This window comes from Streptomyces sp. NPDC005551, assembly GCF_042871785.1.
Taxonomy (GTDB): Bacteria; Actinomycetota; Actinomycetes; order Streptomycetales; family Streptomycetaceae; genus Streptomyces.
Genome location: NZ_JBIAJE010000016.1, coordinates 49,765 through 64,102 on the forward strand (window position 1 = coordinate 49,765; position 14,338 = coordinate 64,102).

General features: G+C 72.7%; 18 protein-coding genes. 14 read left to right on the top strand and 4 right to left on the bottom strand.

What is annotated here, in order from left to right:
• Positions 1–16: 16 nt before the first annotated feature.
• Both ACFYP4_RS32885 and ACFYP4_RS32890 read right to left on the bottom strand, forming a co-directional pair.
• Positions 17–1,039, bottom strand: a complete 1,023-nt coding sequence (locus tag ACFYP4_RS32885; RefSeq protein ID WP_358854180.1) for a LacI family DNA-binding transcriptional regulator — start codon at positions 1,037–1,039, stop codon at positions 17–19.
• A gap of 23 nt (positions 1,040–1,062) precedes the next feature.
• Complete coding sequence (locus tag ACFYP4_RS32890) at positions 1,063–1,869, bottom strand: response regulator transcription factor (RefSeq protein ID WP_358854179.1); 807 nt, start codon at positions 1,867–1,869, stop codon at positions 1,063–1,065.
• A 282-nt stretch (positions 1,870–2,151) separates the two neighbouring features.
• On the opposite strand from ACFYP4_RS32890, the gene ACFYP4_RS32895 reads away from it, so the two are divergent.
• The 8 genes from ACFYP4_RS32895 (at position 2,152) to ACFYP4_RS32930 (ending at position 7,857) form a co-directional block, all read left to right on the top strand.
• Complete coding sequence (locus ACFYP4_RS32895) at positions 2,152–3,012, top strand: alpha/beta hydrolase (RefSeq protein WP_388790476.1); 861 nt, start codon at positions 2,152–2,154, stop codon at positions 3,010–3,012.
• Positions 3,013–3,110: 98 nt separating this feature from the next.
• On the top strand, positions 3,111–3,365 hold the full coding sequence (locus ACFYP4_RS32900) for a MoaD/ThiS family protein (RefSeq protein ID WP_358854177.1): 255 nt from the start codon (positions 3,111–3,113) through the stop codon (positions 3,363–3,365).
• Between the two features lie 8 nt (positions 3,366–3,373).
• A complete protein-coding gene (locus ACFYP4_RS32905; protein ID WP_388790479.1) occupies positions 3,374–4,984 on the top strand; it encodes a hypothetical protein in 1,611 nt (536 codons plus the stop codon).
• 127 nt (positions 4,985–5,111) lie between these two features.
• Positions 5,112–5,855: a DUF2993 domain-containing protein gene (locus ACFYP4_RS32910; protein WP_358854175.1), complete on the top strand. Its 744-nt coding sequence runs from the start codon at positions 5,112–5,114 to the stop codon at positions 5,853–5,855.
• A gap of 245 nt (positions 5,856–6,100) precedes the next feature.
• On the top strand, positions 6,101–6,181 hold the full coding sequence (locus ACFYP4_RS32915) for a putative leader peptide (protein WP_350310325.1): 81 nt from the start codon (positions 6,101–6,103) through the stop codon (positions 6,179–6,181).
• Between the two features lie 152 nt (positions 6,182–6,333).
• Complete coding sequence (locus tag ACFYP4_RS32920) at positions 6,334–7,173, top strand: sulfurtransferase (RefSeq protein ID WP_358854174.1); 840 nt, start codon at positions 6,334–6,336, stop codon at positions 7,171–7,173.
• 43 nt (positions 7,174–7,216) lie between these two features.
• Positions 7,217–7,504 carry a DUF1416 domain-containing protein gene (locus ACFYP4_RS32925; protein WP_127832476.1) on the top strand — a complete coding sequence of 96 codons (288 nt, stop codon included), beginning with the start codon at positions 7,217–7,219 and terminating at the stop codon, positions 7,502–7,504.
• Positions 7,505–7,593: 89 nt separating this feature from the next.
• Positions 7,594–7,857, top strand: coding sequence for a DUF3099 domain-containing protein (locus ACFYP4_RS32930; RefSeq protein ID WP_358854173.1), 264 nt, complete (start codon positions 7,594–7,596; stop codon positions 7,855–7,857).
• Between the two features lie 14 nt (positions 7,858–7,871).
• On the opposite strand, the gene ACFYP4_RS32935 is transcribed toward ACFYP4_RS32930, so the two are convergent.
• Positions 7,872–8,234: a DsrE family protein gene (locus ACFYP4_RS32935; RefSeq protein ID WP_358854172.1), complete on the bottom strand. Its 363-nt coding sequence runs from the start codon at positions 8,232–8,234 to the stop codon at positions 7,872–7,874.
• A 310-nt stretch (positions 8,235–8,544) separates the two neighbouring features.
• Here ACFYP4_RS32935 and ACFYP4_RS32940 point away from each other — a divergent pair, with 310 nt between their 5' ends.
• From ACFYP4_RS32940 to ACFYP4_RS32950, 3 genes are read left to right on the top strand one after another with little or no spacing between them, the layout of a single operon-like run.
• Positions 8,545–9,120, top strand: a complete 576-nt coding sequence (locus ACFYP4_RS32940) for an FABP family protein (protein WP_358854171.1) — start codon at positions 8,545–8,547, stop codon at positions 9,118–9,120.
• Positions 9,121–9,169: 49 nt separating this feature from the next.
• On the top strand, positions 9,170–9,607 hold the full coding sequence (locus ACFYP4_RS32945; RefSeq protein WP_358854170.1) for a transcriptional repressor: 438 nt from the start codon (positions 9,170–9,172) through the stop codon (positions 9,605–9,607).
• 9 nt (positions 9,608–9,616) lie between these two features.
• Positions 9,617–10,591 carry a YgfZ/GcvT domain-containing protein gene (locus tag ACFYP4_RS32950; RefSeq protein ID WP_388790484.1) on the top strand — a complete coding sequence of 325 codons (975 nt, stop codon included), beginning with the start codon at positions 9,617–9,619 and terminating at the stop codon, positions 10,589–10,591.
• A 25-nt stretch (positions 10,592–10,616) separates the two neighbouring features.
• Here the strand turns inward: ACFYP4_RS32950 and dtd are convergent, their stop codons facing one another.
• Complete coding sequence (gene dtd, locus ACFYP4_RS32955) at positions 10,617–11,054, bottom strand: D-aminoacyl-tRNA deacylase (RefSeq protein ID WP_388790487.1); 438 nt, start codon at positions 11,052–11,054, stop codon at positions 10,617–10,619.
• Positions 11,055–11,228: 174 nt separating this feature from the next.
• Here dtd and ACFYP4_RS32960 point away from each other — a divergent pair, with 174 nt between their 5' ends.
• The 3 genes from ACFYP4_RS32960 to ACFYP4_RS32970 all read left to right on the top strand — a co-directional run bounded on the left by ACFYP4_RS32960 (position 11,229) and on the right by ACFYP4_RS32970 (position 14,333).
• Positions 11,229–11,873 (top strand): AmfC protein, encoded by a 645-nt coding sequence (locus ACFYP4_RS32960; protein ID WP_358854167.1) that lies wholly within the window; start codon positions 11,229–11,231, stop codon positions 11,871–11,873.
• A 117-nt stretch (positions 11,874–11,990) separates the two neighbouring features.
• Entirely contained in the window at positions 11,991–12,944 is a 954-nt protein-coding gene (locus tag ACFYP4_RS32965; protein WP_358854166.1) for an asparaginase, read from the top strand.
• A 132-nt stretch (positions 12,945–13,076) separates the two neighbouring features.
• Complete coding sequence (locus tag ACFYP4_RS32970) at positions 13,077–14,333, top strand: GNAT family N-acetyltransferase (RefSeq protein ID WP_358854165.1); 1,257 nt, start codon at positions 13,077–13,079, stop codon at positions 14,331–14,333.
• Positions 14,334–14,338 lie beyond the last annotated feature (5 nt).

Genomic DNA, 14,338 nt, shown 5'->3' on the forward strand with positions numbered 1-14,338 from the left:
GCCCCGCGGGTCCCCGCTACGCGCAGCCGCAGGAGCGTCGTACGACCAGTCGCGAGGGGAACTGCTTCAGCCGCTCGCGCCGCGACCCGGCGACCCGCAGCCCGTCGTCGAGGACGAGGTCGACGGCGGCGCGGGCCATCGCGGACCGGTCGGACGCGATCGTCGTCAGCGGCGGATCCGTCAGCGCCGCCTCCTTGACGTCGTCGAAGCCGGCCACGGCCAGCTCGCCCGGCACGTCGATGCGCAGCTCGCGCGCCGCGCGCAGCACGCCGATCGCCTGGTCGTCGGTGGAGCAGAAGATGGCCGGCGGGCGGTCCGGCCCGGCCAGCAGCCGAAGGCCGACCTGGTAGGCGTCGTAGCGGTTGTAGGGGGCCTCGAAGAGGCGGCCCTCGGTGGGGATGCCGGCCTCCTGCATCGCCCGCCGCCAGCCCTCGACGTGGTCGGAGACGGGGTCTCCCACGGCGGGCGTCTCGGCGGTGCCGCCCAGACAGGCGACGTACGCGTGGCCGTGCTCCAGCAGGTGGCGGGTGGCGAGCTGGGCGCCGCCGGTGTCGTCCGTGACCACCGCGACGTCGTCGATGGCCTCGGGCCGCTCGTGCAGCAGGACCACGCGGGCGTCCCAGGCCTCGATCTCGGCGGCGGCGTTGTCGTTGAGGGCGTGGCTCACGAGGATCAGCCCGGAGACCCGCATGCCGAGGAAGGCCCGCAGATAGTGGACCTCACGCTCCGCGACGTAGTCCGAGTTGCCGACCAGCACCATCTTCCCGCGCTCGGCGGCGGCCTGTTCGACCGCGTGCGCCATCTCCCCGAAGAAGGGCTGGCGGGCGTCCGGCACGATCAGGCCTATGAGCTCGGTCTTGCGCGAGGCCATGGCCTGGGCGACCCGGTCGGGCCGGTACGCCAGCTCCTTGATCGCGGCGAGGACACGCTCGCGCGTGGCCGGTGCGACCGGCCGGGGTCCGTTGTTGATGACATAGCTCACGACGGCGGTGGAGGTACCCGCCAGTCGCGCCACGTCATCCCGAGTCACCTTGGCCACGCGCGGAGTCTACGCGGATGGACCTACCTCTGGGCAGGCCGTACGGCGGCTTCCTGCGCCTTCGCCGCCGCCTCCTGGGCGTCCGGGGCGTCGGGGTGTGCCGCCTCGTCCGCCTCGTCCGGCTTTGGCCGGACCGCCTTCTCCGCGGCCCGCTCCACCTTCTCCGGCGTAACGAATCGATAACCGACGTTCCGGACGGTCCCGATCAGCGACTCGTGCTCCGGGCCGAGCTTCGCGCGCAGCCGCCGCACGTGGACGTCGACCGTGCGCGTACCGCCGAAGTAGTCGTAGCCCCAGACCTCCTGGAGCAGCTGGGCGCGCGTGAAGACGCGGCCGGGGTGCTGCGCCAGGTACTTCAGGAGTTCGAACTCCTTGAAAGTCAGGTCCAGGACCCGGCCCTTGAGCTTCGCGCTGTACGTCGCCTCGTCCACGGAGAGGTCGCCGTTGCGGATCTCCATGGGGGAGTCGTCGCTGACGATCTGCTGGCGGCCCATGGCCAGCCGCAGCCGCGCCTCGACCTCGGCCGGCCCCGCGGTGTCGAGCAGCACGTCGTCGATGCCCCAGTCGGCGGTGACGGCGGCGAGGCCGCCCTCGGTCACGACGAGGACGAGCGGACAGCCGGGCCCGGTGGAGCGCAGCAGCTGGCACAGGCTGCGGACCTGCGGGAGGTCACGGCGGCCGTCGACGAGGATGACGTCGGCACCGGGGGTGTCGACGAGTGCGGGGCCCTCCGCCGGAGCCACGCGCACGTTGTGCAGCAGCAGGCCGAGAGCGGGGAGCACCTCCGTCGACGGCTGAAGGGCATTGGTCAGGAGCAGCAGAGAACTCATCGCGCCCCACCTGCCCGGGTCGTCGTCCTGCGTTCGTGCACGGTTCGCTCGCCCATAACGTCTGGTTCCTCCTCGGTCCCTGCATGGGGCACCTCCCACGTCCGTGAGGCCGTGGGGGAGTTGCGGCACTGCTTCTTACTGCGGTGCGGATCCCGCGCCCCGGGGTCCACTGCGCCGGCTCCGGACCGCTTCGTATACCGGCTTCGTATACAACGCTCCGGAAAGCGCAAAAGGACCCGGGGGCTTCACTGCCCGAGTCCTCTGCCCAGCAGAATAGCCCACATGAGCGCAGGTCCGGCAGGTCGTGTGACCCGATCTTCCAGAATTCCACCAGGTGAGACAGGCACCCGCACCCCGGTGCGGACCTTCCTGCGCACCGCCGACGGGGTCACCGTCGACGCCGCGTACACCCCCGGAAGGGGTACGTCCGACGGCCCGGTGATCGTCGTCGCGCACGGTTTCACGGGTGACCTGGAACGCCCGCACCTGCGCCGGGCGGCGGACGCCTTCGCCCGCCACGCGGCCGTCGTGACCTTCTCCTTCCGCGGCCACGGCGCCTCCGGCGGCCGGTCCACGGTCGGCGACCGGGAGGTCCTCGACCTCGCGGCCGCGGTGGCGTGGGCACGTGAGCTCGGCCACACCCGGGTGGCCACGGTCGGCTTCTCCATGGGGGGCTCGGTGGTGCTGCGCCATGCCGCGCTCGCGGGCGGCCCGAAGGCCCCGGAGCACGAGGGGCGCACGGAGGCGCGCGTCGATGCCGTGGTGGCCGTGAGCGCCCCGGCCCGCTGGTACTACCGCGGTACGGCCCCCATGCGGCGCCTGCACTGGCTGGTGACCCGTCCGGTGGGCCGTGCCGTCGGCCGCTACGGCCTGCGCACCCGCATCCACCACCGCGACTGGGACCCGGTTCCCCCGTCCCCGGTCGAGTCGGTGCCCCTGATCGCGCCGACCCCGCTGCTGATCGTGCACGGCGACCGGGACGGCTACTTCCCGGTCGACCACCCGAAGATGCTGGCGGAGGCGGCCCGGGGCCACGCCGAACTGTGGCTGGAGCACGGGATGGGCCACGCCGAGAACGCGGCCGGGGACGAACTGCTGGCCCGCATCGGGCGCTGGGCCGCGGCGCACGCGGGCCGGGTCTGACGATCACGAGCGTTGTCGGCACCGGCCGGGGCACTAGCCTGACGGTGTCGGCGCACGGACGGCGCCGGCACCGACTTCAGTACTGATCGAGGGACCAGATGGCAAAGGGCACGGTGCGGTACTGGGCCGCCGCCAAGGCCGCGGCCGGCGTCGCCGAGGAGCCGTACGAGGCGACGACGCTCGCCGAGGCGCTCGACGCGGCGCGCGAGCGGCACCCCGGCGAACTCACCGGGGTCCTGCGGCGATGCTCCTTCCTCATCGACGGTGACCCCGTGGGCACCCGCGGACATGAGACGGTACGGCTGGCCGAGGGCGGCACGGTCGAGGTGCTCCCGCCGTTCGCAGGAGGGTGACCCAGAGCATGAGCAACCAGCCCCACGAGCCGTACGAGCCCCCGCACGAGGGGTACGACCCGTACCGGCAGGACCGGCCGCGGACTCCGGACCGGCCGCAGTCCGGCTGGCCCGGGCAGCAGGGGTACGACGAGGCGCAGCAGCAGTCCCACCAGTACACCCAGCAGTGGGAGGGGCAGACCTGGGAGACCCAGGCACAGCCGCAGGCCTCCGCAGCGGACACGGCGTACCTGCCGCCGCAGGGGTACGCCGAGCCGTCCCCGTACGGCACGGCGGGCGGCCCGCTGCCGCCCGAGGCCCCGGCCGGCGGGTGGAACGGGTCCGCCGACCCCGGCGCCCGGTGGAACGGCGGCTCGGCATCCGATACCGGGTGGCACGGCGGTCCCGCCGCCGGGCAAGGTAACGGCGCCCACGCGCCCGACGCCGGGTGGCACGGCGGCTCCTCCGCCGGCCAAGCGAACGGCGGCTACGCGCCCGACGGCCGGTGGGCCGGTGCCGAGGACTCCGGCGAGGGCCGGTGGAACACGCCGGCCGACCCCGGCCACGGCGCCGGTCACGGCGATTCGGGCTACGGCTCCGTGCCCGGCGGTACCGGTCATGACTCCGTGCCCGCCGGTTCCGGCTACGGTTCCGCGCCGGCCGGTTCCGGCTACGGTTCCGCGCCCGCCGATGCGGGCTACGGTTCCGCGCCCGCCGCGTCCCATTCCGGCTACGGCGTCGCCTCCCCCGGTTCCGGTCACCGTTCCGGCCACCCGGTACCGGCCGGCGCCGCGGCGGCGCCGCTCGTCGGCGGTGCGGTGCCCGGCGGCGGCGGTGACGCCGGTCCCGGCTACGGCCCGCCGACCGTCACCGGCAACCCACGGATCACCGACGCCCAGCGGGCCCGGGCCGAGGGCCGGTCGCCCATCATCGAGCCGGGGATGCAGCCCGCGGCCCTCACGGCCCTGCTCGGGCTGCTGCTCGCCGGGGCCGCGACCGTCGGGCCGTACGCGCTCGTCGTCCCGCTGGTGCTGCTCCAGGCCGTCACCGCGGCCGGCTGGTTCCGGCTGAACGGCATGTGGCCGGCCCGGCAGGGCATCGCGCTGGCCTTCGCCGGGGCGCTGGTCGCGGACACCGCGCTGCTCACCGTGGGGCGGGAGAACGCGCCCGCCGCGATCCTCGGCACCCTCGGGGTGTGGGTGCTGCTCACCCTGGTGCTCCAGCTGCGCAGCCACGCCGATCCGGACACCCGGATGTACGGCCTGACGGCGACCGTGGTCTCGGCGGCGCTGGCGATCGTCGCGGCCGGACACCTCGCCGCCGAGCCGGACGCGGTGACCGTCGGGGCCGCGGCGGTCGCCGTGGCGGTCCTGGCGCGCGCCCTGCCGCTGCCCACGGCGGCGTCCGTGGTGGTGGCGCTGCTGGCGGCCGCGGGTGCGGGCGTCGCGGTGGGCGGACTGACGGACCTCGGTGCCCGGGGCGCCTTCCTGGGGCTCGGCGCGGGTGTCTGCGCGCTGATCGGCCACCGGGTCGCCAGCTACGACTACCCGTCCCGCTTCGTCCACATGACGGCCGGCGTGGCCCTGCCGCTCGCCGCGGCGGCTCCCGCGGTCTACCTGCTGGGCCGGGCGCTCGGCTAGCACGGATGTTCGTCACAGCTGATCGACAACCCCGTGGGGCCCTCCGGTCCCGGGTCCCGCGGGGCTAGGCTCACGGGGGACGGCCGCCCAGGTCGTCGGCCGGCCGCCGAGTGGGGGAACACCGAGCATGCGCGCACTGCGAATACTTCTGATCGTCGTCGTCGTCCTGGGCGGTCTCTTCGTGATCGCGGACCGCGTCGCGGTCGGTTTCGCCGAGGACGAGGCGGCCGACCGGATCAAGAGCAGTGAGGGCCTGGCTGACACCCCCGACGTGTCCATCAAGGGCTTCCCCTTCCTCACCCAGGTCGCCGGCGGCGAGCTCGACGACGTCGAGGTCGGCATCAAGAACTACCAGGCCTCGACGGGCGGTACGGCCGCGGCCACCGACTCGATCCGCATCGACGACCTGAACGCCGAGATGCACGGCGTCGCCTTCAACGGCGACTACAGCTCCGCGACGGCGGACCGTGCCACCGGCACCGCCACCATCTCCTACGACGAGCTGCTCAAGGCCGCCAAGTCCGAGCCCGTGCAGGTCGCCCCCGGCGTCACCGCCCGGGTGGTGGGCCTCTCGGACGGCGGCAACGGCAAGATCAAGGTCAAGGTCGAGGCGACCGTCCTCGGCACCAAGCTGCCCCAGCCGGTCTCCGTGCTCAGCTCGGCCAGCGTGGCGGGCGACACCGTCAAGGTGCACGCCGACAGCCTGCCCAAGCTGGGCGTCGAGCTCGCCGAGGGCAAGATCCGCACGATCACCGACTTCGAGCAGAAGATCGACGAACTCCCCGGCGGCATCGCGCTCGACAAGGTCGAGGCCGCGAAGAACGGCGTCGACATCAAGGTGAAGGGCTCGAACGTCAAGCTGGTCGGCTGAGGGCCGCGGGGCCGCAGCGCGGCGAAGCGGACGGGCCCCGGGGCCGGGACGTCCGGCAGCGGTCGGACAGATGTCCGAAGGGCGAGACGGCCGGTCCGTCCGGCGGGTGCGACGGCGGACGGGACGCCGGGAAACGGGGCCGCGGCGGCCCCGGCGGGCGCCGACTTCTCACATCGTGGACGATCGCGTCTCGAAATGCGACACGGCGGTGACATCCGTGCCCGTCCGTCCCTACGATCGCTGTCATGAAGCGACAGGCGGATCTCACGAAGCGGCGGGCAGTAGACCTGTGCCGCGTCGCCGCCATGCTCTGTCGCACCTTCTGAGCGGAAGCCCGCGTACTTCCGCGTTCCCGGCCCGTGGACCATCCCCGTCAGGGCCACGCGTGCGCCGCGTATGCCACCGCTGTCGTGACCGCGTACCGCGCACCCCTCTACACCGCACAGCCCCGCCGCACCTGCCCCGGAGGAGAACGAGCATGAGCCGCAGCGACGTCCTGGTAGACGCCGACTGGGTCCAGGAGCACCTGGACGACCCGAACGTGGCCGTCGTCGAGGTCGACGAGGACACGTCCGCGTACGAGAAGAACCACATCCGCAACGCGATCCGGATCGACTGGACCAAGGACCTCCAGGACCCGGTCCGCCGTGACTTCGTCGACCAGGAGGGCTTCGAGAAGCTCCTGTCGGAGAAGGGCATCGCCAACGACACGCTGGTGGTCCTCTACGGCGGCAACAACAACTGGTTCGCCTCGTACGCCTACTGGTACTTCAAGCTCTACGGCCACGAGAACGTGAAGCTGCTCGACGGCGGCCGCAAGAAGTGGGAGCTCGACTCCCGCGACCTGGTCGACGAGGTCCCGAGCCGGCCGAAGACCCAGTACACGGCCAAGCCGCAGAACACGGCGATCCGCGCCTTCCGTGACGACGTCGTCGCCGCGATCGGCTCGCAGAACCTGGTCGACGTGCGGTCGCCCGACGAGTTCTCCGGCAAGCTGCTCGCCCCGGCCCACCTCCCGCAGGAGCAGTCGCAGCGCCCGGGCCACGTCCCGAGCGCCCGCAACATCCCGTGGTCGAAGAACGCCAACGACGACGGCACCTTCAAGTCGGACGAGGAGCTCAAGGAGCTCTACGCGGCCGAGCAGGTCGACCTCGCCAAGGACACCATCGCGTACTGCCGCATCGGTGAGCGTTCCGCGCTGACCTGGTTCGTGCTGCACGAGCTGCTCGGTGTCGAGAACGTCAAGAACTACGACGGCTCGTGGACCGAGTACGGCTCCCTCGTCGGTGTGCCGATCGAGCTCGGCGCCAACAAGTAATCCGCGGCCTCCGCGACCCCTCATCACCCGAAGGACAGAACTTATGTGTGGAGCGAAGGCCGGCGGCCCCGACGCGTCGACGATCAAGCCCGGTGAGACCACGATCCAGGGTCAGGTGACCCGCGACGGCGAGCCCGTCACCGGTTACGTCCGTCTGCTGGACTCGACGGGCGAGTTCACCGCCGAGGTTCCGACCTCGGCGACCGGGCAGTTCCGCTTCTACGCGGCCGAGGGCACCTGGACCCTCCGGGCGCTGGTCCCCGGTGGCACCGCGGACCGTACGGTCGTCGCGCAGACGGGCGGCCTCGCCGAGGTCGCGATCGCCGTCTGACGCCGGCACCCGAACGGCCGCAGGGCCGCACCCCAGGGTTGGACGCTCGGGGTGCGGCCCTGCGGCTGTCCGCGGCCTACGCTGGAGGTATGTACGCGCGACGGCGGCACGCCTACTTCGCCCTGATGGCGACGTGCATCGGCCTCTTCGTCCTGGCCTGGGGCGTCGTGCGGCTCTGGTCGGTTCCCGCTGCCGTCGGGATGTGTGTGGTGGCGATGGTGATCCCGCCGGTGGCCGCGATGGTGGCCAACCGGCGCGGGCCCGAGGACCGGTGGTGGGACGACCCCTCGGGGGACCCTAAGTCCGACGAGTGGTGGGACGAGCTGGACGGGAAGAGGCGCCGGCCGCAGTAGCGGCGGCCACCGTCTCAGTAGACGAGCGCCTGCGTCCCGTCGGCCATCGCCTCCTGCACGAACACCTGGGCACCCGCGATGCGGACGCCCTCGAGGACGTCCTTCTCCGTGATGTCCCGGCGGGCCGCGCACTGGGTGCACAGGGTGATGCGGCCGGCCGCCATGATCGAGTGGATCAGCTCGGGCAGCGGTGCCGCGTGCGGAAGCTCGAACTCCGCCGCCCGGCCCGGCAGCGCGAACCACGCGGACTCCCCGGTCAGCCAGAGGGAGACGTCGACACCGCTGGCCACCGCCACCGCCGCGACGGTGAACGCCTGCGAGCAGCGCTCGGGGGCATCGGCCCCCGCGGTCACCTTGATCACGAGCTTCTTCGCCATGGCCGCATGGTAGTCCGCGTCGTGATCGACGCGTCGAGGACATCGGCGGACGGTGACCCCGAGGGCGACCTCACAGAGAGAGCCGGGTCCCCGCCCACTAAGCTGGGACCCGGCGCTTGTACTTCCACCCCGCTCAATCGAGGAGCACCCCGTGCTTGAGGCATTCTTCGAAGCCCTGCTGGTCCTGGTCTGCGTCGGCGTCCTCGCCTTCGCCGGACTGACCGTGAAGAAGCTGTACCAGGGCCAGCGCTGACCCCGCGTCGTCCCTGACCTCCGCGACGTCCCCGACGCCCCCGACGAAAAGCTGCTCATGATCGAGATCCCGTCCGACCTCCACAAGGACCTCGTCCCGCTCGCCTTCCTGCTCGGCAGCTGGGCCGGCGCGGGCGTCCACGACTTCCCCGGTTCCGAGAAGTGCAACTTCGGGCAGGAGGTCACCTTCAGCCACGACGGCCGGGACTTCCTGGAGTACCACTCCCGCACCTGGGTCCTCGACACCGACGGGAACAAGGTCAGGCCGCTGGAGACCGAATCCGGCTTCTGGCGGATCGACGGCGACCGCAAGGTCGAGGTCGTCATGACCCGCGACGACGGCGTCGTCGAGATCTGGTACGGCGAGCTGGCCGCCAAGAAGCCGCAGATCGACCTGGTCACCGACGCCGTGGCCCGCACGGCGGCCTCCGGCCCGTACACCGGCGGCAAGCGTCTGTACGGCTACGTCAAGAGCGACCTGATGTGGGTCGGCGAGAAGCAGACCCCCGAGGTCGAGCTGCGCCCCTACCTGTCGGCGCACCTGAAGAAGGTCGTCACCCCGGAGGACGTCGAGCGCTGGGCCAAGGCCCTGCCGGACGACATGCCGGACGACGGGATCGCCTTCTTCAAGTAGGCCGATCGAGTCCCCGGCGGCTCCGGCCCGGTGGCCATACACTTCCGGTGTGGTGAGCACCGACTGGAAGAGCGACCTGAGGCAGCGCGGCTACCGGCTGACGCCGCAGCGCCAGCTTGTCCTCGAAGCCGTGGACACCCTGGAGCACGCGACCCCCGACGACATCCTCATCGAGGTGAGGAAGACGGCGTCGGGGGTCAACATTTCCACGGTCTACCGCACGCTGGAGCTCCTGGAGGAGCTCGGCCTGGTCAGTCACGCCCACCTCGGGCACGGTGCCCCGACGTACCACCTGGCCGACCGGCACCACCACATCCACCTGGTCTGCCGTGACTGCACGAACGTCATCGAGGCCGACGTCGAGGTGGCCGCCGAGTTCACCGCCAAACTGCGGGACACCTTCGGCTTCGACACGGACCTGAAGCACTTCGCGATCTTCGGGCGCTGCCAGAGCTGCACGCTCAAGACTTCAACTACCGAGTCGTAGGGTTAGCGTATGAAGAGCCCCCTGCTGTCCCTGCCCGGCGCCGTGCCCGCCGAGGGTGTGGACGAAGGCGTCGCAGCCCACTACGGCGACCTGTTCCGCGAGCAGCGGACCCTCGCCGACGGCACCGGCTTCGTCGACCTCTCGCACCGCGGCGTCGTCGCCGTCTCCGGCGCGGACCGGCTGAGCTGGCTGCACCTGCTGCTCACCCAGCACGTCAGCGACCTCCCCGCCGGCCGTGCCACCGAGGCGCTGATCCTCTCCGCCAACGGCCACATCGAACACGCGCTGTACCTCGTCGACGACGGCGAGACGGTGTGGATGCACACCGAGCCCGGCACCCAGGACGCGCTGATCGCGTACCTGGAGTCCATGAAGTTCTTCTACCGCGTCGACGTCACCGACCGGACGGGCGAGATCGCGGTCGTGCACCTGCCGGCCGGTTCCATCGCCGAGGTGCCGGAGGGCGTCGTCGTCCGCGAGACCCCGCACGGACGCGACCTCTTCCTGCCGCGCGCCGGGCTGGAGGCGTTCGCGGCGGACACCGGTGGCCACGGACCGGCGGTCGGGCTGCTGGCGTACGAGGCGCTGCGCGTCGAACACCAGCGCCCGCGGCTCGGCTTCGAGACCGACCACCGCACCATCCCGCACGAACTGGGCTGGATCGGCAGCGCCGTCCACCTCCAGAAGGGCTGCTACCGCGGACAGGAGACGGTCGCCCGGGTCCACAACCTGGGCAAGCCCCCGCGCCGGCTGGTCTTCCTGCACCTGGACGGCAGCGAGGTCCACCTGCCGCCGCACGGCACGGAACTGCGCATCGCGGACGAGGGTCCCGACGGCCGCAAGATCGGCTTCGTGACGACGTCCGTACGCCACTACGAACTGGGCCCCATCGCGCTGGCCCTGGTGAAGCGGAACGTTCCGCCGGGCGCGCGGCTGCTCGCCGACACGACGGCGGCGGCCCAGGAAGTCGTCGTCGAACCGTAGGAGTCCGGGGCGCGGGCCGTGGGCGTCACATCTCCAGCAGGACCGTGAACGGGCCGTCGTTCGTCAGCGAGACCCGCATCGACGCGCCGAACCGGCCCGTCGCGACCGTGGCGCCCAGCGACCGGAGCTGGGCGACCACCTCGTCGACCAGGGGCTCGGCGACCTCACCGGGCGCGGCCGCGTTCCAGGTGGGGCGGCGGCCCTTGCGGGCGTTGCCGTAGAGCGTGAACTGGCTGACGACCAGCAGCGGCGCGTCGATGTCCGAGCAGGAACGCTCCTCGCTGAGCATCCGGACCGACCAGAGCTTGCGGGCCAGTTGGGCCGCCTTCTCCTTGGTGTCGTCGTGGGTGACGCCCACCAGGACGCACAGCCCCTCGCCGCTGATCCCGCCGACCGTCTCCGGGCCGTCCGGCCCGTCCACGACGACGCTCGCGCCGTCCACTCTCTGCACCACCGCACGCATGCGGACCATCATGCCGTGCGGGCCCTTCGCATGATTTACGGGGGGTTCGAACCCCCCATCCGGGGCCGTTCGGGGGCACTCGGTCACATAGCGGGCTCCCGGGGTGGCACCATGCAGGTACCGCGAGGCTCATACGCGGTGTGACCGCACCGGTCGAGGGGACGGCAGAGGCACATGAGCACACCGAGCAGCACCGGGCGTCCGCCCGGGACCGTGTCGACGACCCGCGACAGCCCGCCCGGCGGCGGCGACGGCACGGGCGCCCCTCACCGGCCGCCCGTGCAGCGCACCGACAGCCCGCTGGCCGTGGACCCGCCCGAGCCCGAACTCGCCGTGCTGGGCCTGCCCGAGCTGCGCACCCTGCGCCGGGACGCCCAGCGGGACGAGGCCGACCTCAGCTATGTGCGACGGCTGCTCCAGGGCCGTATCGACATCCTGCGGGCCGAGCTCGCCCGTCGTGGGGGCCTGCCGGCGCCGTGCGGGCTCGTCGCGGTGCCCTCGCTCATGGACCGGCTCCCCGAGATCCTCACGGACGCGCCCGCCCGGCACCGCTCGTCGGCCCGGCACGTGACGGTCGGCACACCGCGCGGCGAGGAGTACCGGCGGCTGGCCGCCGACATGCTGTCCGAGGTCGAGCTGTCGGACCTCGAGGCCCGCACGGACGACGAGCTGAACGACGGGATGGGCCGGCTGGTGCGCTACGAGCAGCAGGTCTCCCGGCGGCGCCAGCGGCTCCAGCGCACCGCCGACGATTGCAGCGCGGAGATCGCCCGCAGGTACCGTGAGGGAGAAGCACAAGTAGACGACCTGCTCATGTGACGCGGTGGCCCCGGTGATCCCGGGCGTCCCGGCCGGAGTGACCCCGGCGCCCCGACCGGGCGTCCGCGGAGCGCCCGCCGTCGCCGGGGCGGGTCCCGCCCCGGAAGGCCCGCGCACATGTCCGTCCCCGCGATACCCCCCGTCCTCGCCGAGATCGTCCGTTCCGGCTTCGTCGAGGGCCGTCACCGGGGCAGCCTGGTGCTGCTGGCCGCGGACGGATCGGTGGACCTGGCTCTGGGAGACGTGAGTGCCCCCGTCTTCCCCCGGTCCTCCAACAAGCCGATGCAGGCGGCCGGTGTCCTGCGGGCGGGCCTCGACCTCGCGGGCGAGCGCCTGGCGCTGGCGGCCGCCAGCCATTCGGGCGAACCCTTCCACCGTGACCTCGTCCAGAAGATGCTGACCGAGCACGGACTCGCCCCGGAGCAGTTGCAGTGCCCCGCGGACCTGCCGCTGGACCCCGTCGAGGCCGAGACGTACCTGGCCGCCGGCGCGGTCCGGGACCGGGTGACCATGAACTGCTCCGGCAAGCACGCCGCCATGCTCGCCGTCTGCCGCCTGCGCGACTGGCCGCTGGACTCCTACCTGGACCCCGGCCATCCCCTCCAGCGGCTGATCCACTCCGTGGTGGAGGACGCGGCCGGCGAGCGGGTGGCCGCGGTCGGCACGGACGGCTGCGGCGCCCCGCTGATGGCGATCACGCTGACCGGTCTGGCCCGCGCCTTCCGCTCCTTCGTGCTGGCCGCGCCCGGCACCGCCGAGCGCCGGGTCGCCGACGCGATGCGCGCCCACCCCGAGTACGTCGCCGGCACCCGCCGTCCCGACACCTGGCTCATGCGGGAGGTGCCCGGCGCGCTGTCCAAGATGGGCGCCGAGGCCGTCCAGGCGGTCGCCCTGCCCGACGGCCGCGCCCTCGCCTTCAAGATCGACGACGGTTCGGTCCGGGCGCTGGGCCCCGTCCTGGCCCGCGCCCTCGCCCTCCTCGGCGTGGACGCCCCGGTGCTGTCCCGCATCGGGCACGCGCCCCTGCTGGGCGCCGGCCGGGAGGTCGGTGAGATCCGCCCGGCGTTCTGAGCGCCGGAGGCACCGGCACGACGCGGGCACGACCGCGTGCGGAGCACCCGCGGGACAGGACGGCCGGGCAGGGGGGCGCAGGGGGGCGAAAACCTGGCGACACCCGCCCCGCCAGGGACCTAGCGTGACCGCATGACCCATCGTGACGGCACCGACGTACGAGCGATCACCGAGGCCGAGATCCCCGACTGGATCCGCGCCCTGAACACCGGCTTCCTCCGGTCGCCCGCCGTGTCGGAGCAGGAGGTCGCCGACCGGGGTTCGTACATCGTCCCGGAGCGGACGCTGGGCGCCTTCGACGGTTCCCGGTGCGTGGCGACGTTCCGGTCGTTCCCGCAGCAGCTCACGGCGGTCGGCGGCGCCCCGGTACCCGCCGACGCCATCTCGAACGTGACGGTGACCGCCACGCACCGACGCCGGGGACTGCTCACCCGCATGATGGCCCGGGACCTCGCGGCGGCGAAGGAGCGCGGCGACGTGGTGGCGACGCTGATCGCCGCCGAGTACCCGATCTACGGGCGGTACGGCTTCGGGGCCGCGACCACCTCCGCCGAGTGGACGGTCGACGTGCCGCGGGCGGGCCTCGACCCCCGGTGGTCGGGCCCGGCCGACGGCGGCCGCATCGACCTGGTGGACGCCGAGGACGTGCGCAAGAGCGGGCCCGAGCTGCACGAACGGCTCCGGCGCGTCCAGCCCGGTGCGGTCAGCCGGGACGAGCGCTGGTGGCAGGTGAACACCGGCGCGCTGGTCCTGGACCGCGCGCCGTGGACCGAGCCGTTCTACGCCCTCTACCGCTCGGCGGCCGGCGAGGTCGAGGGCCTGGTCTCCTACGCGTCGGACGACAACTGGGGCGACGCGAAGCAGCCGCTCAACACGGCGTCGGTGAACTGGCTGATCGCGGTGACCCCGGCCGCGGAGCGGGCCCTGTGGCAGTACCTCTGCTCGATCGACTGGATCGCCCGCGTGAAGTCGGGCCGGCGGGCCCCGGACGACCTGCTGCCGCACCTGCTGCCCGACCCCCGCGCCGCCCGCATCACCACCCAGGCGGACTGGCTGTGGGTGCGGATCCTGGATGTCGTACGGGCCCTGGAGGCGCGTACGTACGACGGGACCGGGTCGCTGGTCCTGGAGGTCACCGACCGGGACGGGCTGTCGGCCGGACGGTACCTGCTCGACGCGGCGCCGGACGGCGCGTCCTGTGTCCCGACCGGGCAGAACCCGGAACTCACCCTCGGTACAGGCGAGTTGGCGTCACTGTGGCTGGGCGACGAGTCGGCGGTGCGGCTCGCGGCGCTCGGCCGGGTGCGGGAGGAACGAGCGGGCGCCGCCGCCGTCGCCGACGCGCTGCTGCGCACCTCCAGACGGCCGTGGTGCCCGGACATCTTCTGAGCGGA

What these genes read in the sequence shown, in the direction of transcription:
- ACFYP4_RS32905 (WP_388790479.1), top strand. Translation starts at nt 3,374, where the DNA reads ATGAGCAACCAGCCCCACGAGCCGTACGAGCCCCCGCACGAGGGGTAC.
- ACFYP4_RS32935 (WP_358854172.1), bottom strand. Translation starts at nt 8,234, where the DNA reads ATGGCGAAGAAGCTCGTGATCAAGGTGACCGCGGGGGCCGATGCCCCC.
- ACFYP4_RS32915 (WP_350310325.1), top strand. Translation starts at nt 6,101, where the DNA reads ATGAAGCGACAGGCGGATCTCACGAAGCGGCGGGCAGTAGACCTGTGC.
- ACFYP4_RS32890 (WP_358854179.1), bottom strand. Translation starts at nt 1,869, where the DNA reads ATGAGTTCTCTGCTGCTCCTGACCAATGCCCTTCAGCCGTCGACGGAG.
- ACFYP4_RS32960 (WP_358854167.1), top strand. Translation starts at nt 11,229, where the DNA reads ATGAGCACACCGAGCAGCACCGGGCGTCCGCCCGGGACCGTGTCGACG.
- ACFYP4_RS32895 (WP_388790476.1), top strand. Translation starts at nt 2,152, where the DNA reads ATGAGCGCAGGTCCGGCAGGTCGTGTGACCCGATCTTCCAGAATTCCA.
- ACFYP4_RS32910 (WP_358854175.1), top strand. Translation starts at nt 5,112, where the DNA reads ATGCGCGCACTGCGAATACTTCTGATCGTCGTCGTCGTCCTGGGCGGT.
- ACFYP4_RS32950 (WP_388790484.1), top strand. Translation starts at nt 9,617, where the DNA reads ATGAAGAGCCCCCTGCTGTCCCTGCCCGGCGCCGTGCCCGCCGAGGGT.
- ACFYP4_RS32940 (WP_358854171.1), top strand. Translation starts at nt 8,545, where the DNA reads ATGATCGAGATCCCGTCCGACCTCCACAAGGACCTCGTCCCGCTCGCC.
- ACFYP4_RS32965 (WP_358854166.1), top strand. Translation starts at nt 11,991, where the DNA reads ATGTCCGTCCCCGCGATACCCCCCGTCCTCGCCGAGATCGTCCGTTCC.
- ACFYP4_RS32920 (WP_358854174.1), top strand. Translation starts at nt 6,334, where the DNA reads ATGAGCCGCAGCGACGTCCTGGTAGACGCCGACTGGGTCCAGGAGCAC.
- ACFYP4_RS32900 (WP_358854177.1), top strand. Translation starts at nt 3,111, where the DNA reads ATGGCAAAGGGCACGGTGCGGTACTGGGCCGCCGCCAAGGCCGCGGCC.
- ACFYP4_RS32930 (WP_358854173.1), top strand. Translation starts at nt 7,594, where the DNA reads ATGTACGCGCGACGGCGGCACGCCTACTTCGCCCTGATGGCGACGTGC.
- dtd (WP_388790487.1), bottom strand. Translation starts at nt 11,054, where the DNA reads ATGCGTGCGGTGGTGCAGAGAGTGGACGGCGCGAGCGTCGTCGTGGAC.
- ACFYP4_RS32970 (WP_358854165.1), top strand. Translation starts at nt 13,077, where the DNA reads ATGACCCATCGTGACGGCACCGACGTACGAGCGATCACCGAGGCCGAG.
- ACFYP4_RS32925 (WP_127832476.1), top strand. Translation starts at nt 7,217, where the DNA reads ATGTGTGGAGCGAAGGCCGGCGGCCCCGACGCGTCGACGATCAAGCCC.